The organism is Rubrobacter tropicus, assembly GCF_011492945.1.
GTDB lineage: Bacteria > Actinomycetota > Rubrobacteria > Rubrobacterales > Rubrobacteraceae > Rubrobacter_D > Rubrobacter_D tropicus.
Genome location: NZ_CP045119.1, coordinates 3,620,324 through 3,646,703, shown reverse-complemented (window position 1 = coordinate 3,646,703; position 26,380 = coordinate 3,620,324). Strand labels below are relative to the sequence as shown.

Sequence of the window (26,380 nt, the reverse complement as noted above, 5' to 3'; positions counted from 1 at the left end):
CCGGGGACGGTGTAATGTGCCGTTCATAGAGGGATCGCGGACGGGAAGCCGCGTCGAGAGGGGAGAGGCATATGGTGGGAGATCTGGCGTTCCTCCAGTCGATGGTTGAGGTCAACGACACATGGCTGGACTACTTCATCATCGGGGTGTACTTCGTGTTCGTGCTAGGCATAGGTGCCGTGCTCAGGACGAAGATGCAGACTTCAGAAGATTACTTTCTCTCGGGCCGGTCCCTGCCGAGCTGGATCACGGGCCTCGCCTTCCTGGGGGCGAACCTGGGGGCTTTGGAGATCCTGGGGATGGGCGCGGGGGCGGCGCAGTACGGGATCATGCAGTCCCACTACTACTGGATCGGCGCGATACCCGCGATGGTCTTCGTGGCCCTGTTCATGATCCCCTTCTACTACGCGAGCCGGGTCCACTCCGTCCCCGGCTTCCTGAAGCTCCGCTACAACGAGGCGACGCGCGGGTTCAACGCCATCCTGTTCGCCATCTTCATGATCCTGCTCTCAGGCATAAACATGTACGCGATGGCGATAGTGTTCCAATTGCTCCTGGGATGGAGCCTGACCGCGAGCATCATCTTGTCCGCCGGAATAGTGCTCGGGTACGTGACTTTAGGCGGCCTCTCGTCCTCGATCTACAACGAGGTCTTGCAGTTCTTCCTTATAACGCTCGGGCTGGTGCCGCTCGTGCTCTTCGGCCTGATAGACGTCGGCGGCCTCTCCGGCCTGCGGGAGTCCATCGGCCGCGCGGACTTCTTCCACGCGTGGTCCAACACGGGATCTGCGGACAACCCGATGGCCGTGCACTGGTTCGCCATCGTGTTCGGCCTCGGGTTCGTGCAATCGTTCGGCTACTGGTGCACGGACTTTCTGGTGGTCCAGCGAGCCCTGGCCGCCGAGGACGAGGCGGCGGCGCAGCGGACCCCGCTCATCGCGGCGTTCCCGAAGCTGATGTACGGGGTGCTCGCGATCTTCCCTGGCCTGATCATCCTGTCCATCCTCCCGAACCTCGGCGAGGACAACTACAACATGGCCGTCCCCTACGCGATGGCCTACTACTTCCCGACCGGGATGCTTGGCGTCGGCCTGACGGCGCTGCTCGCCGCGTTCATGAGCGGGATGGCGGGCAACGTGACGGCCTTCAACACCGTATGGACCTACGACATCTACAAGGCGTACATAAACCGGGACGCCCCGGACCGCCACTACCTCAACGTGGGCCGCATCGCGACCGTGGCGGGCGTCGCCCTGAGCGTGCTCGCGGCCTACCTGGTACTCGGCTTCGCGAGCATCATCGACTACGTGCAGCTCCTGCACGGCATCTTCCTGGCGCCGCTCTTCGGGACGTTCCTTCTGGGCATGTTCTGGCGCCGCTCGACGGGCTGGGGCGGCTTCTTCGGTCTCGTCACGGGGACGGCGACCGGCGTGATCCTTTACCTCATCTCGCTCGACAGCTCGGTAGGCGCCTCCATGTACCGCGCCATCTGGGCCTGGATCGCCTGCGTCGTCGTGACGATCGCCGTCTCCCTCGTCACCCAACCCAAGCCCGACTCGGAGCTGCGCGGCATAGTCTGGGGCCTGACCGAGCAGAAGGAGGTCAGGGAGGAGGCCTGGTACAAGAAGCCGTGGATCCTCGCGGTCATCGTTCTCGCCATGACGTTGGCACTGAATGTCTATTTCTGGTAGCCATTTGAGAGGTGTCAGGCTGCAGGGCGCTTCGGGCCTTCGGCCCTCGCTCTCAGGCTTCAGGGGCGGTCGTCGCCACCGGACCCCGAACGTCGCCCCTGAAGCCTGTTGCCTGAAACCCAAGAACGGAGGTTTCTAATGACCGAAGAGAACCGCGAGCGCCACGAGTACATGGAAGAAGAGCGGGTTCCGGAGCACTCGGGCACCAACCACTCCATGGCGATAGGCTTCTACATAGCGGCCATCGTCCTGATCTTCGGCGTCACGCTCGTCCTGACGGGGTTGATCTCCTCCGGTCAGCAGGCCCAGGGGAACGTCGGCTTCAACATCAACCTCTGGTGGGGCCTGGTGATGGTCGTCTCGGGGTGCGTGATCCTGGGCATGACCCTCGCCTCCCCCCGTCGCCGCGCCGAGAGGGCCGCCAGCCGCTAATCGGGCAATCTGAACCAGTTCAACGGTCAAATCAGACCAGGCGATCCGGCCCGCGCCGGGACAAACTGGCCGGGTCGTTGACGCCGCACGCCGACGGGGTGAAAGAAAACACACACCCGGGGTGCGGAGTCGGACCGGGGAGGGGTACGATGCCGTGCTAGAACAGAGATCCCGAGGAGGTAGGCCGTGGAAGACGCGCTGACCGTTTCGCGCATGCAGTTCGCCTTCACCATAACCTACCACTACCTCTTTCCCATGTTCACGATGGGGCTCGCGCTGCTCGTCTTCGTCTTGAAGAGCATCTACATGAGGAGCGGCAACGAGTTGTACAACAAGTCCGCGCGGTTCTGGGGCAAGATCTTCGCGGTAACCTTCGTCTTCGGGGTCGTCACCGGCATCCCGATGGAGTTCCAGTTCGGCACCAACTGGGCGGCGTTCTCCGCCTTCACCGGCGACATCATCGCCCAGACTCTGGCGATGGAGGGCGCTTTCGCCTTCTTCCTCGAGAGCGCCTTCGTGGGGCTCTTTTTGTTCGGGGAGCGCCGCTTCGGGCAGAGGGTCCACTGGTTCTCCTCGCTCATGGTCTTCCTGGGGACGTGGGCGTCCGGCTACTTCATCATCACCACGAACTCCTGGATGCAGAACCCGGTCGGCTACAGGGTGCTCGAGAACGGCAACATACAGCTCGACGACTACTGGGCCGTCCTGTTGAACCCGTGGATGTTCGCGCAGTACGCGCACAACATGGGCGGGGCCGTCGTCTGCGGGTCTTTCGTGATGGCCGGGCTTGGGGCGTACTACCTGCTCGCGCGCAGGGACGTGGAGTACGGGAAGATCTTCCTCAAAGTCGGGGTCATAGCGAGCGTCATCGCGAGCGTCTGGATGCTCTTCCCGAGCGGGCACATGTCCAGCGACCAGGTCGCCGAGCACCAGCCCGTCGCCCTCGCCGCGATGGAGGGACACTTCAAGGACTCCGACCGGGCGGACCTGGTCTTTATCGGGCAGCCGAACATGGAGACGTTGGAGATAGACAACCCCATAGTACTTCCCGGCGGCCTGAGCCTGCTCGTCTACGGCCCCGCCGGGGGCGACGTTAAATCCCTGGAAGAGTTCCCCCAGAAGAACTGGCCCGACAACATCCCGCTCCTGTACTACTCATACCACGTCATGGTGGGGCTCGGGACCATATTTATAGGGATAACGGTTTTGGCGGCGTTCATGCTGTGGCGGGGGTGGCTGTACACCTTCAGGCCGATGCTGTGGGCGATCATGCTCGCGCTTCCCTTCCCGTTTATCGCGAACACGGCCGGGTGGTTCAGCGCGGAGCTCGGGCGGCAGCCGTGGCTCGCCTACGGGTTGTTTCGAACAGAAGAGGGCGTCTCGCCGCTCGTCTCGTCCGGCAGCGTGCTCTTCACGCTCATCGGGTTCATGGGGCTGTACCTCATTATGGGCCTCCTCTACGTGCTCGTGATGGTGCGCGAGATCAACCACGGCCCCGACCACGAGGAAGAGTCGCTGGAAGCGTCCGAAGGCCTCACGGCCTAGAGAGGAGAAGCCCGTGGAGACCTTCTGGTTCATGGCGGTGGCGTTCATGATCGCCGTCTACGTCCTGCTCGACGGCTTCGATTTGGGCGCCGGCGCCATCCACCTCGTCGCCGCCAAGAACGACCGCGAGCGGCGCACGATACTCCGGGCCATAGGGCCCGTGTGGGACGGTAACGAGGTCTGGATCATCGCCGCCGGCGGCACGCTGTTCTTCGCCTTCCCCCTGCTCTACGCCGCCGGGTTCTCCGGCTTCTACCTGCCACTCATCATCGTGCTGTGGCTGCTCGTGGCCAGGGGCCTCTCCATAGAGCTGCGCGCCCACATAGACGACCCGATGTGGGCCTCCTTCTGGGACGGGATGTTCTTTTTCGGGAGCTCGCTGCTCATCATCTTCTACGGCGCGGCTTTGGGAAACGTCGTGCGCGGCGTCCCGCTAAACGAGGACGGGTACTTCTTCCAGCCCCTGTGGACGGACTTCAGCCCGTTCTCCCAGACCCCCGGAATTCTCGATCCCTACACCATCATCGTGGGTCTTCTCGCGTTCGTCACCCTGATCACGCACGGCGCGAACTGGATAGCGTTGAAGACCGAGGGCGTGCTGAACTCGCGGTCGCACAGGATCTCTCGCACCTTCTCCATAGCCACCCTCGTCCTCACCTTGATCGCCACCCCGTTCACCTTCTGGGTTAGCCCGTGGATGTTCGAGAGCTTTCTGCAGAGGCCCTATGGGTTCGTGTTGCCCCTGATCGCCATCGTGGGCCTGGCCGGTATGATCTTCTTCAGCTTCACCGAGCGCGACCGGCCGGCCTTCCTCTCCTCGGGCGCCTTTATCCTCGGCATGCTCACGAGCACGGTCTTCGGCGTTTACCCGCGGGTCCTGCCCGCCGTGAACCCCGAGAACAGCCTCACCATCCAGAACGCCGCCGCCTCGGACTACGGCCAGGCGGTCGGCCTGATCTGGTGGAGCATCGGCATCGTGTTCGCCACCTTCTACTTCGTCCTCATCTACCGCATGTTCCGCGGGAAGGTGCGGCTCGAAGACGAGGGGTATTGAGTAGCACGCCCCCTTCGGGGGCTCTCAGCACGCTCCGCCCTGGGGGCTCCGCTCTCAGCACGCTTCGGCCTGCTCCGCAGTCCTCGCTCTCAGCACGGCGCTTCGCGCCTTTCGGCTTTTTTGGGGTCCGTGTGGGCGCGCGGGCGGGTTTGAAACCCGTCCCTACGGGGTCGGTGCGTGAATAGGGACCTGTTTCGGTGCGTTGGGTCGGCGCGGGTTTTTCTCGGGGCGACGGTTGGGCTCGGGGTTCTGGTCGCGGGGGCGACGATCGCGCAGATGGTGCTTCTTGCCGGGGTGGTCGACCGGGTCTTTGTGGGGGGCGCGGGGCTCTCCGAGGTTGGGAGGCTCCTGTTGCTGTTGGTCGGGGCTTCTGTTTTGCGGTCGGGGTTGTTGTGGGGGCGGGAGGTCACGGCGCAGCGGGGGCGGTGCGGGTGAAGTCCGAGTTGCGGGGGCGGCTCGTTGGGCACGTTTTGGGGCTGGGGCCGGCTTACGCCAAGGGGGAGCGGACGGGGGAGCTCGCGACGACGGCGACGGAGGGCGTAGAGAAGCTTGACGCTTACTTTGCGCGGTATTTGCCGCAGGTCTCGTTGAGCGTCCTGGTTCCGGTGCTGATCCTGGTCTGCGTCTTTCCTCTGGACCGGTCCAGCGCGGTGCTGCTTCTCCTTACGGCGCCGGTTATTCCGGTGATGATGATCCTGGTCGGAAGCTACGCCGAGGACCACATGAAGCGCCAGTGGACGGCGCTCTCGCGGCTCGGGGCCGGCTTTCTGGACGCGGTTCAGGGTCTGCCGACGCTCAAGATGTTCGGGCGCAGCGCGGCGGAAGCGGAGAAGGTCGCGGCGGCGAGCGAGGGGTTCCGGGTGCGCACGATGAAGGTGCTGCGCTACGCCTTCCTGTCGGGGTTGGTGCTCGAGTTCATGACCGCGATGGCGATAGCCCTCGTCGCGGTGACGCTTGGGGTGCGGGTCGTCTCGGGCAGCATGCCTTTCGAGGAAGCGTTCCTGGTTCTCCTGCTCGCGCCCGAGTTCTACAAGCCCCTGCGCGAGTTGGGCGTCCACAGGCACGCCGGGATGGAGGGGAAGGCCGCGGCCGACAGGATCTTCGAGGTGCTGAACACGCCCGCGCCAGTAGACGGAGGCACGCAAGAGATGGCCCCCGGCGGCCCGGACGTCGGGTTCTCCGGCGTCGGTTATTCGTACCCCGGGGGCGGCCGTCCGGCGCTCTCGGACCTCACGCTGACGCTCGAAGCAGGGACCATCACCGCGCTCGTCGGAAAGAGCGGGGCCGGCAAGAGCACGCTCGTCAACCTGCTCCTGCGCTTCGTGGAGCCGCAGCAAGGGGAGATCCTGGCGAACGGCGTCCCCATAGCCGACCTGCCCGTGGAGAAGTGGCGCGAAAACCTGGCGCTGGTGCCGCAGCGTCCGCACCTGTTCTACGGGAGCGTGCTCGAGAACATCCGTCTCGCCCGCCCGGACGCCACGCGCGAGGAGGTCGGTCGGGCGGCCGAGATGGCGGGGGCCGACGCCTTTATCCGGAACCTTCCGCAAGGATACGAGACGCCCGTCGGGGAGCGGGGAGCGCGTCTGAGTGGTGGGGAGGCCCAGCGGGTCGCCATCGCGCGGGCGTTCTTGAAGGACGCCCCGATCCTCGTCATGGACGAGCCGACGTCGAGCCTGGACCCGGAGAGCGAGCGTGAGATCCGGGCCGCCCTGGGTCGCCTGGCCCGCGGCCGGACGGTGCTCGTCGTCGCCCACCGCCTGAACACCGCCCGCGGCGCCGACCGCATAGCCGTCCTCGACGAAGGCCGGCTGGTGGAGGCCGGCACGCACGAGGAGCTCGTCCGCGAGGATGGACCCTACGCCCGGCTGGTACGGGCCGACCGGGGCGTGACGGTGTGAGGACCTTCGGGCGCCTGCTCGGTTTCTTGAGGCCGTATCTGCCGCGGGTGGGGCTCGCCGTGTTGCTCGGGGTGGCGACGGTCGCCTCGAACGTCGGGCTGCTCGCGGTGGCGGCGTACGTGATCTCCGCCGCCGCGATAGTGCCGCTTTTAGGCTACCTGGTCCTGCCGAGCTACTTCGTCAGGCTACTCGGCATCTCGCGCGCCGGCGCCCGCTACGCCGAGCGCATGGTCTCCCACGATTTGACCTTCCGCCTGCTCTCCAACGTGAGGACCCGGTTCTACGAACGCCTCGAACCGCTGGCCCCAGCCCGCCTCCTGCGCCACCGCTCGGGGGATCTCCTCTCGCGCGTCATCAAGGACGTCGAGGAGCTCGAAAACCTGTACCTGAGGATCTCGTCCCCCATCGCGGTCGCCGCGCTCGTGACCCTCTTCACCTCCCTCATCTTCTACGCCTTCGACCCGACGCTGGCCCTCGTCGCCCTGGCCTTTCTCGTGGCGACGGGCGTGGGCGTCCCGCTCCTGGTTGCGCGGCTGGCGCGCGGCCTCGGTCGGCGGCAACTGGAGATTCGGGCCGAGCTCAACGCGAAGATCGTGGACGGCGTGCGGGGCGTGCAGGATTTGCTCGCCTTCGGCCGGGAGGGGGACGAGCGGCGCGAGGTCGCCGAACTCGACCGGAGGCTCGGGCGCGTGCAGAAGAAGATGGCGTTTATCACGGGGCTTCAGGATTCGCTCTCCGATTTGATGATGAACCTCGCCGTCATTTCCGTCCTCGCCCTCGCCGTACCGCTCGTCTCGGCGGGGGAGATCCGGGGCGTCTATCTTGCCTTCCTGGCGCTCGTCATGCTCGGCTCCTTCGAGGCCGTCCAACCTCTGGGCAGGGCGTTCCAGTTCCTCGGCCGCTCCGTAAACGCCGGCGAGCGCCTCTTCGAAATAGTGGATGCAAGACCGGAGGTTACGGACTCCGCAAACCCTGCTCCCCTTCCCACGAACCACGCCCTCCGCTTCGACGACGTGACCTTCCGCTACGAGCCCGGAGGCTCGCCCGTCCTCAAGGACGTCTCCCTCGCGCTCGAACCGGGCAGACGCGTGGCTGTGGTCGGCCCGAGCGGCGCGGGAAAGAGCACGCTCGCCGACCTCGCCCTCCGCTTCTGGGACCCGACCTCGGGCCGCGTAACCCTCGGCGGCCGCGACCTCCGAGATCTCGCCCAGCAAGACCTGCGGGCCCTCGTCGGCGTCGTCTCCCAGGACACCCACGTCTTCACCGACACCCTGCGCGGCAACCTGCTCGTGGCGAAACCGCAAGCAACCGACAAAGACCTGCACGGCGCCCTGGCCCGCGCCCGGCTCTCCGACCTCGTCGAACACCTCCCGAACGGACTAGACACCCCCCTCGGTGAGCAGGGGCTCAGGCTTTCCGGCGGCGAGCGCCAGCGCCTCTCGATAGCCCGCGCTCTCCTCAAAGACGCGCCCATCCTCGTCCTCGACGAGCCCACGGCCAACCTCGACCCCGAGACGGAAGTCGGCGTGCTCGACGCCACCTACGACCTCATGCGTGAGCGGGCCACGCTCGTCATCACCCACCGGCTCGTTCGGATGGAGGAGATGGACGAGATCCTGGTCCTCGATGGAGGGCGAATCGTAGAGCGCGGCACGCACGAAGAGTTGCTGAACTGCCATGGTCTGTACCAGGAGATGTTCGATGTGCAGCGCGGGGTGCTTCTCGGTCCTTGAGTTTACTGATCCCGAAGACGACGCGTTGAGGTCGAGAGTCTATGGTTCCCAGGTCCATTTTGGAGGATCGCAGCGGAGCCAGAGGCGCTGTCTCACTTGGCCAATCTGCGGAAAGCCCAGAAGCCGAGTTCTTCTACGATGCGGCGATTGAAGCGATCCGCGGCTTCTTCGCAGGAGAGAACTTCCCGCTCGACAGCGTAGAGCAGGAGTGTGCAGGTTCTTTGGATGGGAATGTTCGGATAGAGACAACGCAGAAATTCTACCGAGGCTTGATCGTCTGTCAGGAAGGTCCAACCGCGAGTCGCGGCGATGGCGGCGGCCTCGGCCTCCCCGGAATCTAGCTCCACCTTCTTGCGGCTGATCCCGGGACAAACAGTCCGCACTTCTTCACGTATCTCCCTGCTACTCAACCGTGATGCCAGGGCCAACTCGTTGCTGTCGGGCTCGACCGGCTCCCACCTGTCTCCGACGCCAAGGGCGAAGGACTGTATGAACGGAGCTATCTCCCCGTAAGCCGCGTGCTCGGTCGATCTCGACATGTAGAAGGAGGGCTGAACGCGTGGAAACTCGGGTAACCGCGTCTCGCGCGCGTCCAGCACTGTGGGGGAGAGACGGATCGGTCTTCGAAGGATGCGTTCCAGCATGTACGCGCTGCTGTGGACGAAATTGTTGAGCAGGCTCGTGTCGGCTATGCAGGGACGGTTTAGTACGCCTAACAAAACCGTCGCGTAAGCAGCCAAGGAAGCAGAATAGGAGCCATCGAGGAGGGTGCCATGGCGAAGGAACTGTTGCCTGATGCGCTGTGGGCGCGGATCGCGCCGCTGCTCCCGCCGGAGCCGCCGAAGCCCAAGGACGGACGGCCCCGGGTGTCGGACCGGGCGGCGCTGAGGGAGATCCTGTTCGTGGTGAAGACGGGCATCCCCTGGGAGTACTTGCCTGCTGAGATGGGGCGTGGGAGCGGGATGACGTGCTGGCGCAGGCTGCGAGACTGGTACCAAGCGGGCGTCTGGCGCAGGCTGCACCAGGTGCATCTCGAAGAGCTGGCCCAGGCCGATCGCATCGACTGGGACCGGGTCGCGCTGGACTCCGCCGCGGTGCCGGCCCCGGGGGGGCCAAGAAACGGGTAAGAAACCAACGGATCGCGGCAAACAGGGCACGAAGCGCCATCTTGTGGTCGACGCCCACGGCATCCCGCTCGCGGTCCTGGTGAGCGCCGCGAACGTGCACGATTCAAAGATGATGCTCGCTACCGTCGACGCCATCGAGCCCATCCGCGCCAAGACGCGCGGCAGGCCCCGTCGCCGACCGCACAAGCTCCATGCCGACAAGGGTTACGACTACCGTCACCTCCCTTCTGGCCCTGCGCAAGCGCCGCGTCATCCCCCGCATCGCCCGCTGTGGTGTCGAGCCCAAGAACCGCCTGGGACGCTACCGGTGGGTGGTCGAACGGACGCTCTCCTGGCTCAACCGCTTCCGGCGCCTGAAGATCCGCTACGAGCTCCGGGCTGACATCCATCTGGCCTTCTTGTAGCTTGGCTGCGCCCTCATCTCCCTGCGTTCCCTCGGCTAACCACGTCCAACTCGCGAGAACGGTCGGCCTGGACCGCCGCGCACTGCCTCTGCTTTACTAGGGACATGACGGTCACACCTAGCCACAACATACCCGGCACATACGTGTCGTGACACTGGCGACAAGAGGACGGGCAAAGGGGCTTGTCGCAGGCGCCGCCACGACAGCCGTGAGAGACAGCATCTCGTCTCACGTATTGTTCTTTATCATCTAGCAATGGGCATCAGAAATTATCTGATTGAAGGCGTTTCCGGCACCGGCAAAACTTCGGTCTGCAATGAATTGCAGCGGCGCGGCTACCATGCCATTCATGGTGACCGCGAATTGGCTTATCAAGGCGATCCGGAAACTGGTGAACCGACGGATGGCTCCGCTCACGAGCACCACATTTGGCATGTGGATAAAGTAAGAGCCTTGGTCGCCAACCAGGATGAAGCGGTGACATTCTTCTGCGGTGGTTCAAGAAATTTCGCAAAGTTTATAGATTTATTCGACGGCGTTTTTGTCCTTGAAGTCGACCTTGACACATTGAATCGGCGGCTTGACGAGCGACCGGACTCTGAGTGGGGCGGCGGAAAGCCAACGGAACGGGAGCTCATTGCGCGATTGCATCAGACGAAAGAAGACATTCCGAAGAACGGCATTTCAATCGACGCCACCGCATCGGTCGCGCGCGTCGTTGACGAAATCGTTCGTCAAAGCGAAGCAGATAAATGAATGCAAACTATCCCCGCTCATCGCCGAGCCCGGCCCTGGCGGAAGGATGAGTAGGGTCCGCCACACCGGACCTCGCCGCCCTTCTCGCCAGCATTACGACCGGAATGTGTTGGGAATGCTACGGTCAGAGACATGACGCTCGAAGGCGAGATTCCGGTCGAGGGCCCGTGGGTGGACCGCGTCAACGGGCTCGAAAGTGTCCAAGTCGACATCGTTATGATGCGGACCCCAGATGGGCACGGGCGGCTTGAGCTGACGAAGTTTCGCAATCCAAAACTGGTCGAGATCGAACCGGCGATCGCACCGCCGAACACGCTGGGCCTTCCTCCCATTCCCGACGGAGGAGTCCAGCGCCGAGGTGCGCGTTGTCTCGACCGGCGAGCGGACCGACTTTCGCAAGCGCGATGGCAAGGCGTCGCAGTGCGAGGAATTTCTGAAGACCATTGGAGAGATCCCGGTGGATCAGGAGCCCATGCTCCGCACGCTCTTGGACCTCATCAAATACTACCGGGTGGCGGAGGTCGAGATCCCGGCCGGCACGCAGGTGCTGAGGTTTCACGCTCGCCAGATCCTCCGTCCCGTGGCTGGAGACCCTCGCTCATTCGAGGTCGAGTTCTTCGCTCCACTGGCAGGTTTCGTTCTCGCGCCTGGTCAGTCCCCGATGAGCGTCACGGTGACGTTCCCGCCGCAGTGGGAAGCCGGCATGAGCATCGGTACGCCGGTGATCACGCCGCTCCCCGGCCAGACCGCGCCGCCCGAGCAGCCGAGCGGTCCCTTCTCTGTCGCCGAGAAGACCGTCTACGGATGGCTCTGGCGCAACGACCCGAAGGTCACGATCCCCTACAGATACAACTAGAGTTGTGCTGCAGCCGCCAGGATGATGGATGCTTGGCGGCTGCCGCCCTCGAAAACACCGGGATACACTACTGACGGATTGCCAGCCTTTCGTTAATGAGTGTCGGCCTCGTTTACGCGAGTGAGAGTAGCGACAAAGCGCGGACAGTCGGTGCGATACGGATTCACTGCCACGGAGAGAATCAAGAATGCCCAATCATATGAGATGTATCGGGTTCGACGTTCAGGCGCAGGAGGAGTTTCTGGAGCTCGCCCGGCGTGCCGTCCTCGAACACGGGAAGGCGTACCGGGCGAGAGACGGTTGCTACCTCTTCGTCTGGCGGGTCGGGAACGGCGTAGAACTGTGGAGCCAGGTCGCGCCGGAGGGGGAGAGCATCCTCGGGCTGAACCCCCACTTCTTCGGCAGGGCGCGGATGCGCGTCGGCATCACGAGGAGGATTCCGCCGCCATACGAGGGGTCACTCGACGGCGCTTTCTACGGGTGGCTCGATCCAGAGTCGGACGAGAACCCGGAGAGCGGCTGGTGCCCCGTCGTCTTCGATGCGCCCAACTACGCCATGCTCGACGGGTTGGAACTTCCGCGGGTCTGCGACGTCCAGATCGCGGCCTTCCCGCACCACATGGAGGTCTACCCCTCCGAAGACGAGTACCTGGCTTCCCAGGAAGACGGCCCCCTCATGGCCGTCGAGTCGTTCATCCCATCGGGCACCTTCAGGCCGGGAGGAGAGAGCATAGAGCCGCCCGTCGCGGAGGCCATCTTCAGCGGCCTCGTCCGGGAGATGAGCAGGATCACCAACGCCGACACGGCCTTGGACTTCGAGCACGCGAAGATCAAGACGCTCGGCGGCGAGGTAGACGTCGTGATCTTCCCCGACGCCCCCACCGAAGCCCCTCTTGAGCCCGGGGCGGTGGTGCGCGGCACCTTCTGGCTCTCCGGCCTGATCCTGAAGTAGCTACCAGGAAACGGAACACGAAGGCGCGCGTGGTGAAACTCTTCAGGTGTGGTGCCGCCGGTTACGGTCGCTATACTTGAGACATCGGTGGAACGCTTGGAATTTGGGGAGGAGCCGGGGTGACGCAGGCATACGACAGGTTGAAGGCCCTTCTCGCGGAACTTTTCCAGTTCGACCGCGAGGACCTGGATTTCGGCATCTACCGGATCATGAACCAGAAGCGGGACGAGGTCTCGACGTTTCTGAACGAAGACTTGCTGCCACAGGTGCGGGAGGCTTTCAGGGAGTACCGGAACGAGGACGAGGAGGGCGCGCGCCGGGAGCTGGCGAGCCTGGAGAAGACCCTCGGGGACGCGGGGGTTACGGCCGAGTCTTCGCCCAAGTACGTCGCCTTGAAGGAGAAGCTCGCGGCGTCTGAGAGCGTGGCCGCGCTGGAGAACGAGGTGTACTCGGACCTGTACACGTTCTTTCGCCGCTACTACAAGAACGGGGACTTCCTGAGCCTGCGCCGCTACAAGGAGGGCGTCTACGCGCTCCCCTACGAGGGCGAGGAGGTGAAGCTGCACTGGGCCAACGCGGACCAGTACTACGTCAAGACCGCGGAGAACTTCCGCCGCTACCGCTTCGGGCTGAAAGACGGCGGGCGCGTCGGCTTTGAACTCGTCTCCGCCGCCACCGAGCGGGACAACAACAAGGCCGCGAGCGGCAGGGAGCGCCGCTTCGTGCCGCGCGAGGAAGATCCCGTAGAGGGGATTGACGGCGAGCTTCGCGTCTCCTTCGAGTACCGCCCGCACCCGGACAAGCAGGCCGACCTGAACAGGAGCGCCGTCGCGAAGATCCTCGGCCACGCGCCGGGCGGCTGGAAGACGCGGCTGGCGGAGCCCGCGCCGACGGAGAGCCGGCCGGAGAGGACGGTGCTGGAGAAGCACCTGGACGAGTACACGGCGCGCAACACCTTCGACTACTTCGTACACAAGGACCTGGGACGGTTCCTGAACCGGGAGCTCGACTTCTTCCTCAAAAACGAGGTCCTGCACGTGGACGACCTGGACACCGACGACGAGCGGCGGGTGGGGCAGTACCTGTCCAGGCTGAGGGTCATAAAGCGGATCGGGCGCAAGATCATAGCCTTCCTCGCCCAGATCGAAGACTTCCAGAAAAAGCTCTTCCTCAAAAAGAAGTTCGTAGTCTCCTCCGACTACTGCCTCACCCTCGACCACGTGCCGGAGGAGATGTACGAAGAAATCTCCGCCAACGACGCCCAGTACGACGAGTGGGAGAAGCTCTTCTCTATAAGCGCCATCGAAGCCAACCTGGAGAACGGCGGCGATAATCGCAGCGCCGATTGGATCAAGGCAAACCCCCACCTCGTCCTCGACACAAAGTTCTTCGGCGGCGATTTCAAGGATCGGCTGCTGGCGAGCATCGAGGACCTGGACGAGAAGACCGACGGCCTCCTCGTCGAGAGCGAGAACTTCCAGGCCCTCAACCTGCTCCAGGCCCGCTACCGCGAGCGCGTCAAGTGCATCTACATAGACCCGCCGTACAACACGGGTGGGGATGGGTTTCTATACAAGGACCAGTATCAGCACTCTAGCTGGCTTGCGATGGTGCAAGACAGGATGAACCTGGGTCGAGAGATGTTGTCTGATAGCGGAGTGTTCTTCGTTAGCATCGATGATGATGAAGTGCACAACCTGAGGATGTTGACGAGCAAGGTGTTCCAGGCAGAAAATTTCATTGCGAATGTCGTGTGGCAGAAGAAGTATACTCGCGCGAACGATGCCAGATACTTTTCCGATAACCACGATCATATACTCGTAGCTGCGCGGACGAAAGAGGCGGTCGAATTCAATCTGATTCCGCGCTCTGAGGAACAGACAGCAGCGTATGGCAACCCCGATAATCATCCGAAAGGATTGTGGAAAGCGACACCTCTCCATGCAAAAAGCGGTACAGAAAGAGCCTTTGGCTATACGTTTCAGAACGGAGTTTCTTGGAATCCACCTCCTGGAACATATCCTCGATTCAGTGCTGAGAGTCTGCGCAGGATGGATGAGAACGGTGAAATTTGGTTCGGTAAGAATGGCAAATCCACGCCTTCACGCAAGAGCTTCTTATCTGAGGTTAAGGCGGGTGTAACTCCCACTACGCTCTGGTCCTATGATGAAGTTGGACACAATCACGAAGCATCTGATGAACTGAAATCGCTGTTTCCAAGCAACCCGTTTGCCAACCCGAAACCGACTAGGCTTGTAAAACGGATGATGGAATTGACAACGTCTGCATACGACGGTTGCGTGATGGACTTCTTCGCCGGCTCTGGCACCACAGGCCACGCGGTCATCAACCTGAACCGGGAGGACGGCGGCAACCGGAAGTACGTGCTGGTGGAGATGGGCGGGTACTTCGACTCGGTGCTGAAGCCGCGCATCCAGAAGATCGTCTACTCCAAGGACTGGAAGGATGGGAAGCCCGTCTCGCGCGAGGGCGTAAGTCACATCTTCAAGTACGTGAGGCTGGAGTCCTATGAGGACACGCTTAACAACCTGTCGCTGCGCCGGACGGATGTGCAGGACGACCTCATTCGGACGAACCGTGCGCTGCGGGAGGGGTACACGATCTCGTACATGATGGACTTCGAGACGAAGGGGAGTCCGTCGCTGCTTGACCTGGACGCCTTCGAGGACCCGTTCTCGTACACGCTGGACGTTACGCGCGGCGACGAGACATGCGCCGAGACGGTGGACCTGGTGGAGACTTTCGGCTACCTGCTTGGCCTCGCCGTCCGCCGGCGCTACGCAGTTGACGGTTTCCGGGTGGCGGAGGGGACGGACCCGGCTGGCGATGAAGTGCTCGTGATCTGGCGCAACACGAGGGAGAAGTCCAACGACGACCTCGACGCCTTCTTCGAGGCCCAGGGCTTCGCCGGACGCTCCTTCGACCGCGTCTACGCCAACGGGGACAACACGCTGGCGCTAAGGACGGGGGAGGGCGGACCTTCGGTTCACCTCATCGAGGAGGAGTTCCGGCGCCTCATGTTCGAGGTGGAAGGCGTGTGAACTATGTCATGCGACCATTGACGTGTCATCCGATGCGTGACATAATCTTGCTGTGATAAAGAGCTTCGCGGACCGGGATACGGAGAGGCTCTTTATGGGACGAAAATCGCGGGCAATTCCGGAGCAGGCCAGGCGGCGGGCGCAGGTAAAGCTGGCGCAGTTGAACCGGGTGGAGAGCGTGGAGGAGCTTGCCAGGCCTCCGGGCAACAGGTTGCACAAGTTGAGCGGGGACAGAGAGGGTCAGTGGTCCGTGAGCATCAACGCTCGGTACAGGATCTGCTTCCTGTTCGAGGACGGGGACGCGCACGACGTCGAGGTCACCGACTACCATTAGAGGAGAAACATTGGGCGAGTGGGAAAAAGAGATAAGCGCGGAGGAGAGGGTCTATCCTCCGGTTCATCCGGGGGAGGTGCTCAGGCAGGAGTGGCTGGAGCCGCTGGAGATGAACCCCAACCGGCTGGCGAAGGCCCTGGGCGTGGACCGTCAGAACGTCTACGAGATCGTACACGGCAGGCGTGCGGTGAGCGCGGATATGGCGCTCAGGCTCGGGCGCTGGTCCGGGATGCGACCGGGATTCTGGCTCGGCTTGCAGGCCGACTACGACCTCCAGATGGCCGAGTGGGAGCGCGGCGACGAGATAGCCGAACAGGTGGAGCCGTTGGTCACCGCGGGTTAGCCGAGGGCCCGGAACAGGAGGCGTATGGACGCGAAGCAGAAGGCGGAAGAGATAGCCTGGCAGGGGCGCGAGATCTACGAGTGGTACATCCGCTCCGAAGAGTTCGACCGCGAGCACGACGGCGAGTTCCTGGTGGTGGACGTAACCACCGGCAACTACGCCGTGGGAGCGGACGACGGCGAGGCGTTGGGCCGCATGGAGGAAAGAAACACTGAGGGGCTCTTCCACATCATGCGCGTCGGCTATCGGGCAGGCCATCGGATCGGCGGGGCGGGTCTCCGGTACGGCAGCCTCCAAGAGTTCTTCGAATGCCTGGAACGCCGCCGTCGCGACGACAACGTGGAACCGCTCCGCGAGGACGAAGCGGTACGCCTGGCGAACGAGGAACTGCACGCCATGAGACGAGAGCGCCGGGTGACGACATAATCCGGGTGGTGCTCGGTTCGAGCGCGGAGGGCGTCTAGTGGGACGGAGACAGAAATCCGCGCTGCGGTTCGAGCAGCGGCTCGTGCTGAACCAGTGGATGCTCGGGCTGTTCGGGGTCGAGGGCTTCGAGGGGTTGGCGGACGAGGAGATCAAAGACCCCAGGTACGAGGAGTGGGACGCGAACAACGTCTCGGGCATCCACCACCTGCTCGCGGGACGCTTCCACGACCTGCCGGGGCGTACCGGCGGACCGTCTGTGGACGACCTGCTCCGCTACGATGGGAACATCGTGCGGCACACCGCGAGGATCGGCGCCAGACGCGACGAACGCATCCGCTGGAAGTACTTCCAGTACCTCTCGCTGCTCTTTGCCGAGGTCTTCCTCGACCGCTTCTTCGCCGACCCCGATGGGCTACTCGCCGCGCTGGGCGCCCACGTCCGCCGCTTCAACGAGGGCAGGGGGGAGGCGGATCAGGTCCCCGACTACGCCCCGGACGACCTGCGCAAGCTGGCTTTCTGGATGGCGACCGGCTCGGGCAAGACGCTCATCATGCACGTCAACGTCCTCCAGTACCTGCACTACCTGGACAAACACGGCAGGAGGCGCGAGCTCGACCGCATATTGCTCCTCACCCCGAACGAGGGTCTCTCCCGCCAGCACCTCGCGGAGTTCGAGGGGTCGGGCCTCGACGCGGCGCTCTTCTCCAAGGGCGGGGAGGGCCTATTCACGGGCGACCGGATCGAGATCCTGGAGGTGACCAAGCTAGCCGACGACTCGGGTGCAACGACGGTGGCTGTGGAAGCCTTCGAGGGCAACAACCTGGTCCTGGTGGACGAGGGGCACAGGGGGATGTCCACGGCGAAGACCGTCAAGGAGACGAAGAAGTGGAAGGAGCGGCGCGACCGTCTGTGCGAGGGCGGCTTCTCCTTCGAGTACTCGGCCACCTTCGGCCAGGCGATGAAGTCCGCCAAGGACAAGGGTTTATCCGACGAGTACGCGAAGTGCGTCCTCTTCGATTACTCGTACAGGTACTTTTACGACGACGGGTACGGCAAGGACTACCAGATCCTCAACCTCCAGGACGGCGTCGGGGCGGACGAGTCCGTCCGCCGCCGCTACCTGACGGCGGCGCTGCTCTCCTTCCACCAGCAGCAGCTCCTCTTCGAGGAGGGCGGACCCGCGTTCGCGGCCTACGGTATCGAGCGTCCGCTGTGGATGTTCGTAGGCTCGCGGGTGACGGGCGGCGTCGCGGGCGACGAGAAGACGGACGTCGCGGAGATCCTGCTCTTTTTCTCCCGCTTTTTGGACCGCCGGGCCGAAAGCGTCGAGAACATCTCTCGCCTCCTCAGCGGCAATACCGGCCTTTTGGACAAGACCCGCGACCTCTTCGCCGACGAGTTCGGATATTTGCAGGAGAGGGGTTTCGGGGCCGACGAGCTTTACGATTCCATCTTGCGCGGCTTCTTCAACTCACCAGGCCCGGCGGTGATGCGGGCCGAGGTCCTCAAGGGGGCCGAGGGCGAGATCTCTTTACGGCTGGGGAACAACGAGCCCTTCGGCGTCGTTAACGTGGGCAAGGCCACGGAGCTCGCGAAGTCGTTGGAGGACCGGGAGGACGTAGTAGTCTCCGAGAACAGCCTCTCGCCCTCGCTCTTCGAGGGGCTCAACGGGAGGGACTCGACGGTAAACGTGCTGGTCGGGGCGAGGAAGTTCGCCGAGGGTTGGAGCAGTTGGCGGGTCAGCAGCGTGGGTTTGATGCGGGTCGGTAAGAGCGAGGGGTCCCAGATCATCCAGCTCTTCGGCCGCGGCGTCCGCCTGAAGGGCCTCGGCCGCAGCCTGAAACGGAGCTCCGCTATCACGGGCACGCCGCACCCCCGCCACATCGGCATCCTCGAGACCCTCGACGTCTTCGGCGTGAAGGCCGACTACATGAAGCAGTTCCAGGAGCACCTCGAAGAAGAGGGCCTTCCCTCCGGCAACAAGGTAGAGGTCGTGCTGCCGACCATCACGGATCTCGCCAACAAGAAGCTCAAGACCGTTCGCGTCGGCAAGGGCGGCGACTTCAAGGAGAACGGCCCGAAGCCCGTGCTCGGGCCTCCCGCATCTCTAGGCGGGCCGGCTTCCGGCAAGATCAAGGTCAGGCTTGACTGGTATCCGAAGGTCCAGGCAATGAGCAGCCGCGACAGGACGCTTGCGGCCCAGCGCAAGACCGGCAAGCTGGAAGAGCGGCACCTGGCGTTCCTGGACCGGGACGCCCTCTACTTCGAGGTCGTGCGTCACAAAGAAGAGCGCGGCTGGCACAACCTCACAGTACCGAGAGCCGTGATCCCCGCTCTCTTGGAGGACCCTACCTGGTACGAGCTCTCCATCCCGCCCGAAGACCTGGAGTTCGGTGGCGGCGACCCCTTGCAGCGGGCACGTGTCTGGCAGGAGATAGCCGCCTCGCTGCTCAAGGCCTACGCCACGAAATACGTCGAGACAAGTAAAGCCGCCTACGAGGCGGACTTTCTGGAGTACCGTGAGCTAACCGACGAGGACCCCAACGTGTTGCGGGAGTACAGCTTCGTCTCCTCCAACGAGACCGTTCTCAAGAAGCTCGGGGACCTCAAGACGGTCATAGAAGACGGACGTCTGAAGCCGGTGGACTGGGGGGCGCTGGAAGAAAGCTGGAACGGCCTCGACGTTTTCCCCTTCGGCCGACACCTATATAACCCGCTCGTCCATTTGGGCAACAAAGACATCTTGACTGTCAAGCCCGTCGCCCTCAATGAGGGCGAGCAACGGTTCGTACGTGACCTCAAGATCTTCTACGAGGGGCATACCGGTTTTTTCGAGGGCGTAGATCTCTTCCTGCTGCGCAACCTGAGCAAGGGCAAGGGCATAGGCTTCTTCGAGGCCGGCAACTTCTACCCGGACTTCCTGCTGTGGCTCGTGGTCGGGGATCGCCAGTACGTCACTTTCGTGGACCCCAAAGGCGTGCGCAACCTGCAAGGCGCGGACGACCCCAAGATCCGCTTCCACGAAACCATCAAGGGCATAGAGAAGCGCCTCGGAGACCCGGAGGTCGTCCTGAACTCCTTCATCATCTCCAACACTTCATACGGCGAAGTCTCCTTCTGGGGCTACAGCAAGGAAGAGTTCGAGGACCGCCACGTGCTCTTTCAGGAAGAAGACAAGTACACGTACGTCAGGACCATGCTCGAACGCATCCTTGGCTGTGGTTGATGGCTCGCGTGCCGGACGAAAGGTACGATCCGACGAAAGCGCGGGCATGATCGGCGGAAAGACGAAGCTCTTGGCCGTGATCGGGGACCCCATCGGGCACAGCCTGAGCCCGGCGATGCACAACGCCTCATTCGCCGCCGAGGGCCTGGACTACGTCTACGTCGCCCTGGAGGTCAAGGCCGAAGACGTGCCCGCCGCGGTCCGGGGCGCCGCGGCCCTGGGTTTCAGGGGCCTCAACGTTACGATGCCCCACAAGCGGGCCGTGCTCCCGCTGATGGACGAGCTCGACGAGGGTTCGCGGGTCTCAGGCGCGGTGAACACCGTCGTGATCGAGGACTCAAGGCTGTGCGGTTTCAACACCGATGGCCCCGGCCTGGTGGAGGCGTGCCGGGAAGCCGGTATCCGTCTAGCTGGCCGACGGGTACTGCTCCTCGGGGCCGGGGGCGCCGCGGCCTCCATCGCCGCCGCCTTCTGCGACGCGGGGATAGAACGGTTGCGGATCGTCAACCGAAACGTCGAGCGGGCAAGAGACCTCTCGGAGAAACTGCGCGAAGTGGGCAAGAGGGCCGAGGTGGAGGTCCACGCCCCGGACGCCCTGGAGGAAGAAGCGCTCGACGCGGCGGTGATCGTCAACACCACACCCCTCGGTATGAGGGACGGCGACCCTCTGCCGCTGCCCCCCGCTTACCTCGACGAAGGCCGGGCCGTGATCGACGCGGTCTACCGGCCCGGCCTTGAGACGCCGCTGATCCGTCACGCCCGCGAGCGCGGCGCGACCGTCGTCACCGGCCAGCGGATGCTCCTCTACCAGGGCGTCCTCGCCCAGAAGCTGTGGACCGGAAAGCAGCCGAACGTGGAAGCCATGAACAGGGCGCTCTTGTGAAGCTTGTCAGCCTGTCGGCACGCTTCGCCTTGCTCCGGCTTCGCCTCCGCAAAGCTCGCTCTCAGCCCGTCAGCGAGTCGTCTCGATCCGTCGCACCATCCGTTACTCAAAACGCGGCGAACGGCGCTGCCCGGTCGGTCCTCGGCGGCAAGAAGCTGACAAGCTGAAAGCGAGGCCCGCGAAGCGGGCCGACGCGTGCCGACAGGCTGACAAGCTACTTCGGTACCGTCGAACCTTGCGTCTCCCGCTTGCCGACCACGAGGACCGGACGGTCTGCCTTGCGGAGGACCGTCGTGGAAAAACCGGCGCCGAAGACGCGCGCGAACCAGGGGCGGCGGTTGCCGCCGGTTACGATCAGGCCCGCCTCGATCTCCCTGGCGAGCTCGACCACCTCTTTTTCGGGCTTTCCTTCCCTGTAGTGGGAAGCGGCCACGCTTCCGCCGAGATCCTCCACGCGCCGCTTCTGGTCTTCGAGGAGCCTGAAGCCTAGCAGCCTCTTCCGCTCCAGGTGGGCCTCCTTGCTCACCCCGACCCCGGCGCTGGGGTGGGGCGGCCCGGTCACCGTGGAGACGACGTACGCTATCTCCAACTCCGACCCCGTGCCGGTCGCCAGATCCACCGCAGCCTCCAACGCCCGCTCCGCCTCCCGCGACCCATTAGTGGCTACCAGTATTCTTGTCGGAAACACAACACCGCCTCACTAGATGCAAAATACACCTAGAGACTAAACCCTGCGGAGCGTACTGCAAGCCGCCAGTGTGAACAAAGCACGCTGGGCTCCTCCCTTCGGTCGTCGCGCACGCTCCGGCTTCGCCTCCGCTTGTCAGCCCGGCGCTTCGCGCCTCGTCAGCCCGCTTGGGGCCTTGCGGCCCTCGCTTTCAGCTGTCAGCCGGTCGTCTGTACACGCTGCGCCTCCGGGGACTCGGACCTCTTCGCCATGCGCTGCCCGGTCGGGCTATGGGCGGCAAGAAAGCTGACAGGCTGAGAGCGAGGCCTGCTCGTAGCAGGCCGGAGCGTGCTGCATTGGACATGTGCGGCTGTGGTGGTCAGAATGCCGGATAGGGAGAGGTCGGTCAGGGAAGGGGGTTGGGGATGGTTTCGGGGACGGGGCGTTGGGTGGCGGTGCTCTGCTGGGTTGCGGTTGCGCTGGACGGTTTCGACCTGGTAGTGCTCGGGGCTGTAACGCCGGCGTTGCTCGAGTACGAGGCGTGGGGGCTTACGGCGCCGCGGGTTGGGGCGATCACCTCTTATGGTTTGGTTGGGATGATGATCGGGGCCCTGGGGATAGGGACTCTCGCCGACGTGGTCGGGCGCCGCATGTGCGTCCTCCTGAGCGTAACGAGCTTCTCGGTCTTTACGGCGCTGTTGGCGGTGGCGCCCTCGCCCGAGATATTTGGGGTCTTGCGTTTCCTGGGCGGGCTTGGTCTGGGCGGCCTCATACCCACGGCCGCGACCCTCGTCTCCGAGTACGCCGGCACCCGGCGCAACAGTTCCTCCATAACCTTCATGATGACCGGCTACCACGTCGGCGGCGTCCTGACGGCGCTTCTCGCCATACCCGTCTTGCCGGTTCTCGGATGGCGGGCGATGTTCGTCGTGGGCGCCCTGCCCGCGCTCGTTCTGGTGCCTTTGATGCTCAAGAACCTGCCGGAATCCACGAGCTTTCTCGTGGCCCGCGGCCGGCGGGACGAGGCGGAGGTTCTTGCCGAGCGGTACGGGATCTCCCTGGAACCCGAGGAGGTGCGGGGGGTAGCGGCCGAGGAGCGCACCTCCGAGGGTACGGGCCTTGGCGCCGTGAAGACGCTCTTCTCCGGCGGGTACTTGCTCGGGACGCTGGCTTTCTCCGTCGCCTCGTTTATGGGCCTGCTTCTCGTCTACGGGCTCAACCAGTGGCTGCCGACCATCATGCGCGACGCCGGATACGCCCTGGGCGCCGCCCTCGCCTTCCTGCTGGTCCTGAACGTCGGCGCCGTCGTGGGGCTGCTCCTCGCCGGACCCGTGGCCGACCGCTACGGCTCGAAGGCCGCCTGCGCCGGGTGGTTCGCGCTGGCCGCGGTCTTCCTGTTTCTCCTCAGCGTGCAGATGCCGCTGGCGCTCACCTACGCGGCCGTCTTCGTCACCGGGTTCTTCGTCTTTAGCGCGCAGGTCTTGCTCTACGCCTACGTCAGCCGGCACTACCCGACGAGCGGGAGGGGGACGGCGCTCGGCTGGGCGGCCGGGATCGGTCGCGTGGGCGCGATCTGCGGCCCGCTGCTCGGCGGCCTCCTCCTCGGCGCGGGCCTCGCCGTGCCCTGGGGCTTCTACGCCTTCGCCCTCGTCGGCCTGCTCGGCGCGGTGTTTATATCCGCCGTTCCCAGATCTCCCGCGGAGGATGCCAGGGGGACCACTGTTTCCCCTGGGGCGGCGACGCGTTAGATTGGACCGGGACGGCCTCTCGGAAGGAGGGCTCTTGCGGACGATGGTAGGGATAGTGGGCGGGGGACCCGCGGGGCTCTTGCTCTCGCACCTCCTGCACCTGCAGGGTATAGACTCCGTCGTCCTCGAGGCCCGCGGACGGGAGGAGCTGGAGGCGGAGATCCGGGCCGGCGTGCTCGAGCACGGCACGACTGAACTGCTCGTCGAGACCGGCGTGGGCGACAGGATGCGGAAGGAAGGCGCCGTCCACCACGGCGTCAACCTCCAGTTCGACGGCCGCCGCGAACGCATAGACCTCGAAGGGCTGACCGGGAAGACCATAACCCTCTACGGCCAACACGAGGTGGTGAAGGACCTGATCCGGACCCGCCTCGACGCCGGCGGCGAGGTTCTCTTCCGGGCGAAAGGCCTTGGACTCCAGGATCTCGAATCCGAGGAACCGAAGGTCCGGTTCGTCAAAGGCGACGAGGAATACGAGCTGCGGTGCGACTTCGTCGTCGGGACCGACGGGTTTCACGGGGTGTCGCGCGAGGCGTTCCCGGAGGGGGCAAGGGCCGAGTACGGGCGGCGGTATCCGTTCGGGTGGTTCGGAATCCTCGTGGAGGGGCCGCCCTCTACCGAGGAGCTCATCTACGCGCTCCACGAGCGGGGCTTCGCGCTCGTCAGCACGCGCTCGCCCGAGATACAGCGCCTGTACTTTCAGTGCGACCCGGACGACGACGCCTCCAACTGGTCGGACGACAGGATCTGGACCGAGATGCACGCCCGCCTGGATACCGACGACGGCTGGACGGTGAACGAGGGCAAGATCATCCAGAAAAACGTGGTCCAGATGCGCTCCTTCGTCTGCGAACCCATGCGCCACGGACGCCTCTTCCTCGCCGGAGACGCCGCCCACATCGTCCCCCCCACAGGCGCCAAGGGCATGAACCTAGCCGTCGCCGACGTGCGCGTCCTCTCCAGAGGGTTGGCCGAGTTCTACCGGTCCGGCAGTACCGGCGTTCTCGACAACTACTCCGAGATCTGCCTGAAACGCGTGTGGAAGGCGAGCCGGTTCTCGTGGTGGATGACCTCGATGCTGCACCGCTTCGATGGGGACAACGCCTTCCAGTACAGGATGCAGGTGGCCGAGCTGGATTACGTCACGGGCTCGCGGGCCGCCGCGACCTCGCTCGCCGAGAACTACGTGGGCCTGCCGATGGAGTGGCGGGAAGACCCGGAAGCAATAGCGCGAACGACGGAAGGGATGGACGCATGAAAGCCACGGCGGCGGTCGTCTGGGAGAAAGAGCAGGCCTTCTCGATAGAGGAGGTGGAGGTGGAAGAGCCACGCGCCGGGGAGGTGCTGGTCCGTATCGTGGGCGTTGGCGTGTGCCACACCGACCTGATCGTGCGCGACCAGTGGTACCCCGTGCCCCTGCCGGCGGTCCTGGGCCACGAGGGCGCGGGCGTCGTGGAAAAGGTGGGCCCGGGAGTCGAAAAGGTCGGGCCCGGCGACCACGTGGTCCTGAGCTTCGACCACTGCGGCCACTGCGCCAACTGCCTGAAGGGCAAGCCCTCCTACTGCGCCACCTTTTTCGAGAGGAACTTTGGTGGGCAGCGCCTGGACGGCTCGACCGCGCTTGGCAAGGAGGGGCAGACGCTTCACAGCCATTTCTTCGGCCAGTCCTCTTTCGCGACCCACGCCCTCGCGTCGCAGAACAGCGTGGTCAAGGTGCCACAGGACACGCCTCTCGAGTCGCTCGGGCCTCTGGGTTGCGGGGTTCAGACGGGGGCCGGGGCCGTGCTCAATTCCCTCAAGCCCGAGCCCGGTTCCAGCATCGCCGTCTTCGGGACGGGCGCGGTCGGTATCAGCGCGATCATGGCGGCCGCGGCGGCGGGTTGCACGACCATCGTCGGCGTGGACGTGAAGCCCGAGAGGTTGGAGCTGGCCCGCGAGCTCGGCGCCACGCACGTCATCAACGGCGCCGAGGTGGACGCGGTCGAGGAGGTGGGCCGGATCACCGCCGGTGGGCCCCGCTACGCGCTGGAGACTACGGGCGTGCCACGAGTGTTGCGGCAGGCGGTCGACGCGCTGGCGCCGCTTGGGACCTGCGGCGTCGTCGGCGCGCCGCCCGTCGGGACGGAAGTCTCGCTCGATTGGAACGGCGTCATGATACCTGGCAAGACCGTGCGCGGCGTTATAGAAGGCGACTCGGTCCCCGACGTGTTCATCCCGTTGCTCATAGAGTTGCACCGGCAGGGACGGTTCCCGTTCGACCGCCTGATCGGGTACTACGACCTGGACGAGATCAACGAGGCCGCCGAGGACGCCGAGGGCGGCGGCACCCTCAAGCCCGTCTTGAGGACCGGGTGAGAGAGGTAGGCCTGCGCGAGGCGGTCGCGGAGTTCGTGCGGGACGGAGACGCCGTCGCGCTCGAAGGCTTCACGCACCTCATACCGACGGCCGCGGCGCACGAGATCATTCGCCAGGGGCGAAAAGATTTGACCCTTATCAGGATGACGCCGGACCTCGTCTACGACCAGATGATCGGCATGGGCGCAGCGTCGAAACTGGTCTTCTCCTGGGGCGGCAACCCGGGCGTCGGGTCGTTGCACCGTTTCAGGGACGCCGTCGAGAACGCCTGGCCCAACCCTTTAGAGATCGAAGAGCACTCCCACGCGGGCATGGCGAACCGCTACGTCGCGGGCGCCTCGGGCCTCCCCTTCGCCGCCCTCCGCGGCTACGTCGGCACGGACCTTCCCAAGGTAACGAAGACCATCGCCCCCATAAAATGTCCCTTTACCGGCGAGGAGCTTATGGCGGTGCCGGCTTTGAACCCGGACGTCTCGATCATCCACGCCCAGCAGGCGGATAGCCGGGGAAACGTCGCGATCTGGGGCATCTCGGGCATCCAGAAGGAGGCGGTGCTCTCAGCCCGCCGGGCCATCGTAACCGTGGAGGAGGTCGTGGAGGAGCTTACGCCGCACCCCTTCCAGGTGGTCCTGCCCGCGGTGGCCGTGGACGCTATTGCGGTCGAGCCCAAGGGGGCGCACCCTTCCTACGCCGACGGTTACTACGACAGGGACAACGTCTTCTACGAGGCGTGGGACCCCATCAGCCGGGACAGGGGGGAGTTCCGTTCCTGGATGGAGAGGCACGTCCTCGGGACGGAGGGTTTCGGCGAGTACCTGGAGGGCGTCCGGCGAGAAGGGATGGTCGCGAAGTGAAGGCGGACGGAGGGGGAGCCTCCTACACCACGGA

The 26,380-nt window shown here is 64.4% G+C and carries 22 protein-coding genes and 2 pseudogenes; 22 read left to right on the top strand and 2 right to left on the bottom strand.

The features are described from left to right. The first annotated feature begins 71 nt into the window (after positions 1-71). The 7 genes from GBA63_RS18305 to cydC all read left to right on the top strand — a co-directional run bounded on the left by GBA63_RS18305 (position 72) and on the right by cydC (position 8,353). Positions 72-1,691, top strand: coding sequence for a sodium:solute symporter family protein (locus tag GBA63_RS18305; RefSeq protein ID WP_228282165.1), 1,620 nt, complete (start codon positions 72-74; stop codon positions 1,689-1,691). 138 nt (positions 1,692-1,829) lie between these two features. Then, a complete protein-coding gene (locus GBA63_RS18300) occupies positions 1,830-2,123 on the top strand; it encodes a hypothetical protein (RefSeq protein WP_166178410.1) in 294 nt (97 codons plus the stop codon). A 186-nt stretch (positions 2,124-2,309) separates the two neighbouring features. Continuing rightward, positions 2,310-3,668, top strand: a complete 1,359-nt coding sequence (locus GBA63_RS18295) for a cytochrome ubiquinol oxidase subunit I (protein WP_207956902.1) — start codon at positions 2,310-2,312, stop codon at positions 3,666-3,668. Between the two features lie 13 nt (positions 3,669-3,681). Next, positions 3,682-4,722 carry a cytochrome d ubiquinol oxidase subunit II gene (gene cydB / locus GBA63_RS18290; protein WP_207956901.1) on the top strand — a complete coding sequence of 347 codons (1,041 nt, stop codon included), beginning with the start codon at positions 3,682-3,684 and terminating at the stop codon, positions 4,720-4,722. Between the two features lie 177 nt (positions 4,723-4,899). Beyond that, positions 4,900-5,157, top strand: coding sequence for a 6TM ABC transporter family protein (locus GBA63_RS23365; protein ID WP_207956900.1), 258 nt, complete (start codon positions 4,900-4,902; stop codon positions 5,155-5,157). After that, positions 5,154-6,620, top strand: coding sequence for a thiol reductant ABC exporter subunit CydD (gene cydD / locus GBA63_RS18285; RefSeq protein ID WP_207956899.1), 1,467 nt, complete (start codon positions 5,154-5,156; stop codon positions 6,618-6,620). The genes GBA63_RS23365 and cydD overlap by 4 nt, the downstream gene beginning before the upstream one ends. Continuing rightward, the gene (gene cydC, locus GBA63_RS18280; protein WP_166178408.1) at positions 6,617-8,353 is read left to right on the top strand and encodes a thiol reductant ABC exporter subunit CydC; all 1,737 of its coding nucleotides are present in this window, start codon (positions 6,617-6,619) and stop codon (positions 8,351-8,353) included. The genes cydD and cydC overlap by 4 nt, the downstream gene beginning before the upstream one ends. A 92-nt stretch (positions 8,354-8,445) precedes the next feature. Here the strand turns inward: cydC and GBA63_RS18275 are convergent, their stop codons facing one another. Beyond that, positions 8,446-9,093 (bottom strand): hypothetical protein, encoded by a 648-nt coding sequence (locus GBA63_RS18275; protein WP_166178406.1) that lies wholly within the window; start codon positions 9,091-9,093, stop codon positions 8,446-8,448. A 33-nt stretch (positions 9,094-9,126) separates the two neighbouring features. On the opposite strand from GBA63_RS18275, the pseudogene GBA63_RS18270 reads away from it, so the two are divergent. The 11 genes and pseudogenes from GBA63_RS18270 to GBA63_RS18225 all read left to right on the top strand — a co-directional run bounded on the left by GBA63_RS18270 (position 9,127) and on the right by GBA63_RS18225 (position 20,722). Continuing rightward, positions 9,127-9,884, top strand: a pseudogene (locus tag GBA63_RS18270) (IS5 family transposase). A 255-nt stretch (positions 9,885-10,139) separates the two neighbouring features. Beyond that, on the top strand, positions 10,140-10,640 hold the full coding sequence (locus tag GBA63_RS18265) for an AAA family ATPase (protein ID WP_166178404.1): 501 nt from the start codon (positions 10,140-10,142) through the stop codon (positions 10,638-10,640). A gap of 132 nt (positions 10,641-10,772) precedes the next feature. Further along, a pseudogene (locus tag GBA63_RS24510) lies at positions 10,773-10,964 on the top strand (VOC family protein); the annotation flags it as partial. Positions 10,965-10,998: 34 nt separating this feature from the next. After that, positions 10,999-11,496 (top strand): hypothetical protein, encoded by a 498-nt coding sequence (locus GBA63_RS18260; protein WP_166178402.1) that lies wholly within the window; start codon positions 10,999-11,001, stop codon positions 11,494-11,496. A gap of 199 nt (positions 11,497-11,695) precedes the next feature. Next, the gene (locus tag GBA63_RS18255; protein ID WP_166178400.1) at positions 11,696-12,448 is read left to right on the top strand and encodes a hypothetical protein; all 753 of its coding nucleotides are present in this window, start codon (positions 11,696-11,698) and stop codon (positions 12,446-12,448) included. 119 nt (positions 12,449-12,567) lie between these two features. After that, positions 12,568-15,510: a site-specific DNA-methyltransferase gene (locus GBA63_RS18250; protein WP_166178398.1), complete on the top strand. Its 2,943-nt coding sequence runs from the start codon at positions 12,568-12,570 to the stop codon at positions 15,508-15,510. Positions 15,511-15,562: 52 nt separating this feature from the next. Then, entirely contained in the window at positions 15,563-15,844 is a 282-nt protein-coding gene (locus GBA63_RS18245) for a type II toxin-antitoxin system RelE/ParE family toxin (RefSeq protein ID WP_166178396.1), read from the top strand. 109 nt (positions 15,845-15,953) lie between these two features. Next, positions 15,954-16,187: a HigA family addiction module antitoxin gene (locus tag GBA63_RS18240; protein ID WP_407690856.1), complete on the top strand. Its 234-nt coding sequence runs from the start codon at positions 15,954-15,956 to the stop codon at positions 16,185-16,187. A gap of 24 nt (positions 16,188-16,211) precedes the next feature. After that, on the top strand, positions 16,212-16,613 hold the full coding sequence (locus GBA63_RS18235) for a hypothetical protein (protein ID WP_166178394.1): 402 nt from the start codon (positions 16,212-16,214) through the stop codon (positions 16,611-16,613). A 37-nt stretch (positions 16,614-16,650) separates the two neighbouring features. Further along, a complete protein-coding gene (locus GBA63_RS18230) occupies positions 16,651-19,839 on the top strand; it encodes a DEAD/DEAH box helicase family protein (protein WP_207956896.1) in 3,189 nt (1,062 codons plus the stop codon). A gap of 46 nt (positions 19,840-19,885) precedes the next feature. Further along, the gene (locus GBA63_RS18225; protein ID WP_166178392.1) at positions 19,886-20,722 is read left to right on the top strand and encodes a shikimate dehydrogenase; all 837 of its coding nucleotides are present in this window, start codon (positions 19,886-19,888) and stop codon (positions 20,720-20,722) included. A gap of 214 nt (positions 20,723-20,936) precedes the next feature. Here the strand turns inward: GBA63_RS18225 and GBA63_RS18220 are convergent, their stop codons facing one another. After that, positions 20,937-21,410, bottom strand: coding sequence for a universal stress protein (locus tag GBA63_RS18220; protein WP_166178390.1), 474 nt, complete (start codon positions 21,408-21,410; stop codon positions 20,937-20,939). A gap of 404 nt (positions 21,411-21,814) precedes the next feature. Between GBA63_RS18220 and GBA63_RS18215 the strand changes: the two genes are divergently transcribed. Genes GBA63_RS18215 through GBA63_RS18200 form a run of 4 tightly spaced genes read left to right on the top strand, consistent with a single transcriptional unit; the run spans position 21,815 to position 26,346 of the window. Next, positions 21,815-23,137 carry an MFS transporter gene (locus GBA63_RS18215; RefSeq protein WP_166178388.1) on the top strand — a complete coding sequence of 441 codons (1,323 nt, stop codon included), beginning with the start codon at positions 21,815-21,817 and terminating at the stop codon, positions 23,135-23,137. A gap of 34 nt (positions 23,138-23,171) precedes the next feature. Beyond that, a complete protein-coding gene (locus GBA63_RS18210; RefSeq protein WP_166178386.1) occupies positions 23,172-24,395 on the top strand; it encodes a 4-hydroxybenzoate 3-monooxygenase in 1,224 nt (407 codons plus the stop codon). Further along, complete coding sequence (locus GBA63_RS18205; RefSeq protein ID WP_166178384.1) at positions 24,392-25,492, top strand: NAD(P)-dependent alcohol dehydrogenase; 1,101 nt, start codon at positions 24,392-24,394, stop codon at positions 25,490-25,492. Before GBA63_RS18210 ends, GBA63_RS18205 begins: the two co-directional genes overlap by 4 nt. Next, positions 25,489-26,346, top strand: a complete 858-nt coding sequence (locus tag GBA63_RS18200; RefSeq protein ID WP_166178382.1) for a CoA transferase subunit A — start codon at positions 25,489-25,491, stop codon at positions 26,344-26,346. The genes GBA63_RS18205 and GBA63_RS18200 overlap by 4 nt, the downstream gene beginning before the upstream one ends. Positions 26,347-26,380 lie beyond the last annotated feature (34 nt).

Excerpts from the sequence above, each read along its gene's own strand:
- GBA63_RS18305 (WP_228282165.1), top strand. The coding sequence starts at position 72 with ATGGTGGGAGATCTGGCGTTCCTCCAGTCGATGGTTGAGGTCAACGAC.
- GBA63_RS18300 (WP_166178410.1), top strand. The coding sequence starts at position 1,830 with ATGACCGAAGAGAACCGCGAGCGCCACGAGTACATGGAAGAAGAGCGG.
- GBA63_RS18265 (WP_166178404.1), top strand. The coding sequence starts at position 10,140 with ATGGGCATCAGAAATTATCTGATTGAAGGCGTTTCCGGCACCGGCAAA.
- GBA63_RS18255 (WP_166178400.1), top strand. The coding sequence starts at position 11,696 with ATGAGATGTATCGGGTTCGACGTTCAGGCGCAGGAGGAGTTTCTGGAG.
- GBA63_RS18240 (WP_407690856.1), top strand. The coding sequence starts at position 15,954 with ATGAACCCCAACCGGCTGGCGAAGGCCCTGGGCGTGGACCGTCAGAAC.
- GBA63_RS18235 (WP_166178394.1), top strand. The coding sequence starts at position 16,212 with ATGGACGCGAAGCAGAAGGCGGAAGAGATAGCCTGGCAGGGGCGCGAG.
- GBA63_RS18225 (WP_166178392.1), top strand. The coding sequence starts at position 19,886 with ATGATCGGCGGAAAGACGAAGCTCTTGGCCGTGATCGGGGACCCCATC.
- GBA63_RS18215 (WP_166178388.1), top strand. The coding sequence starts at position 21,815 with ATGGTTTCGGGGACGGGGCGTTGGGTGGCGGTGCTCTGCTGGGTTGCG.
- GBA63_RS18205 (WP_166178384.1), top strand. The coding sequence starts at position 24,392 with ATGAAAGCCACGGCGGCGGTCGTCTGGGAGAAAGAGCAGGCCTTCTCG.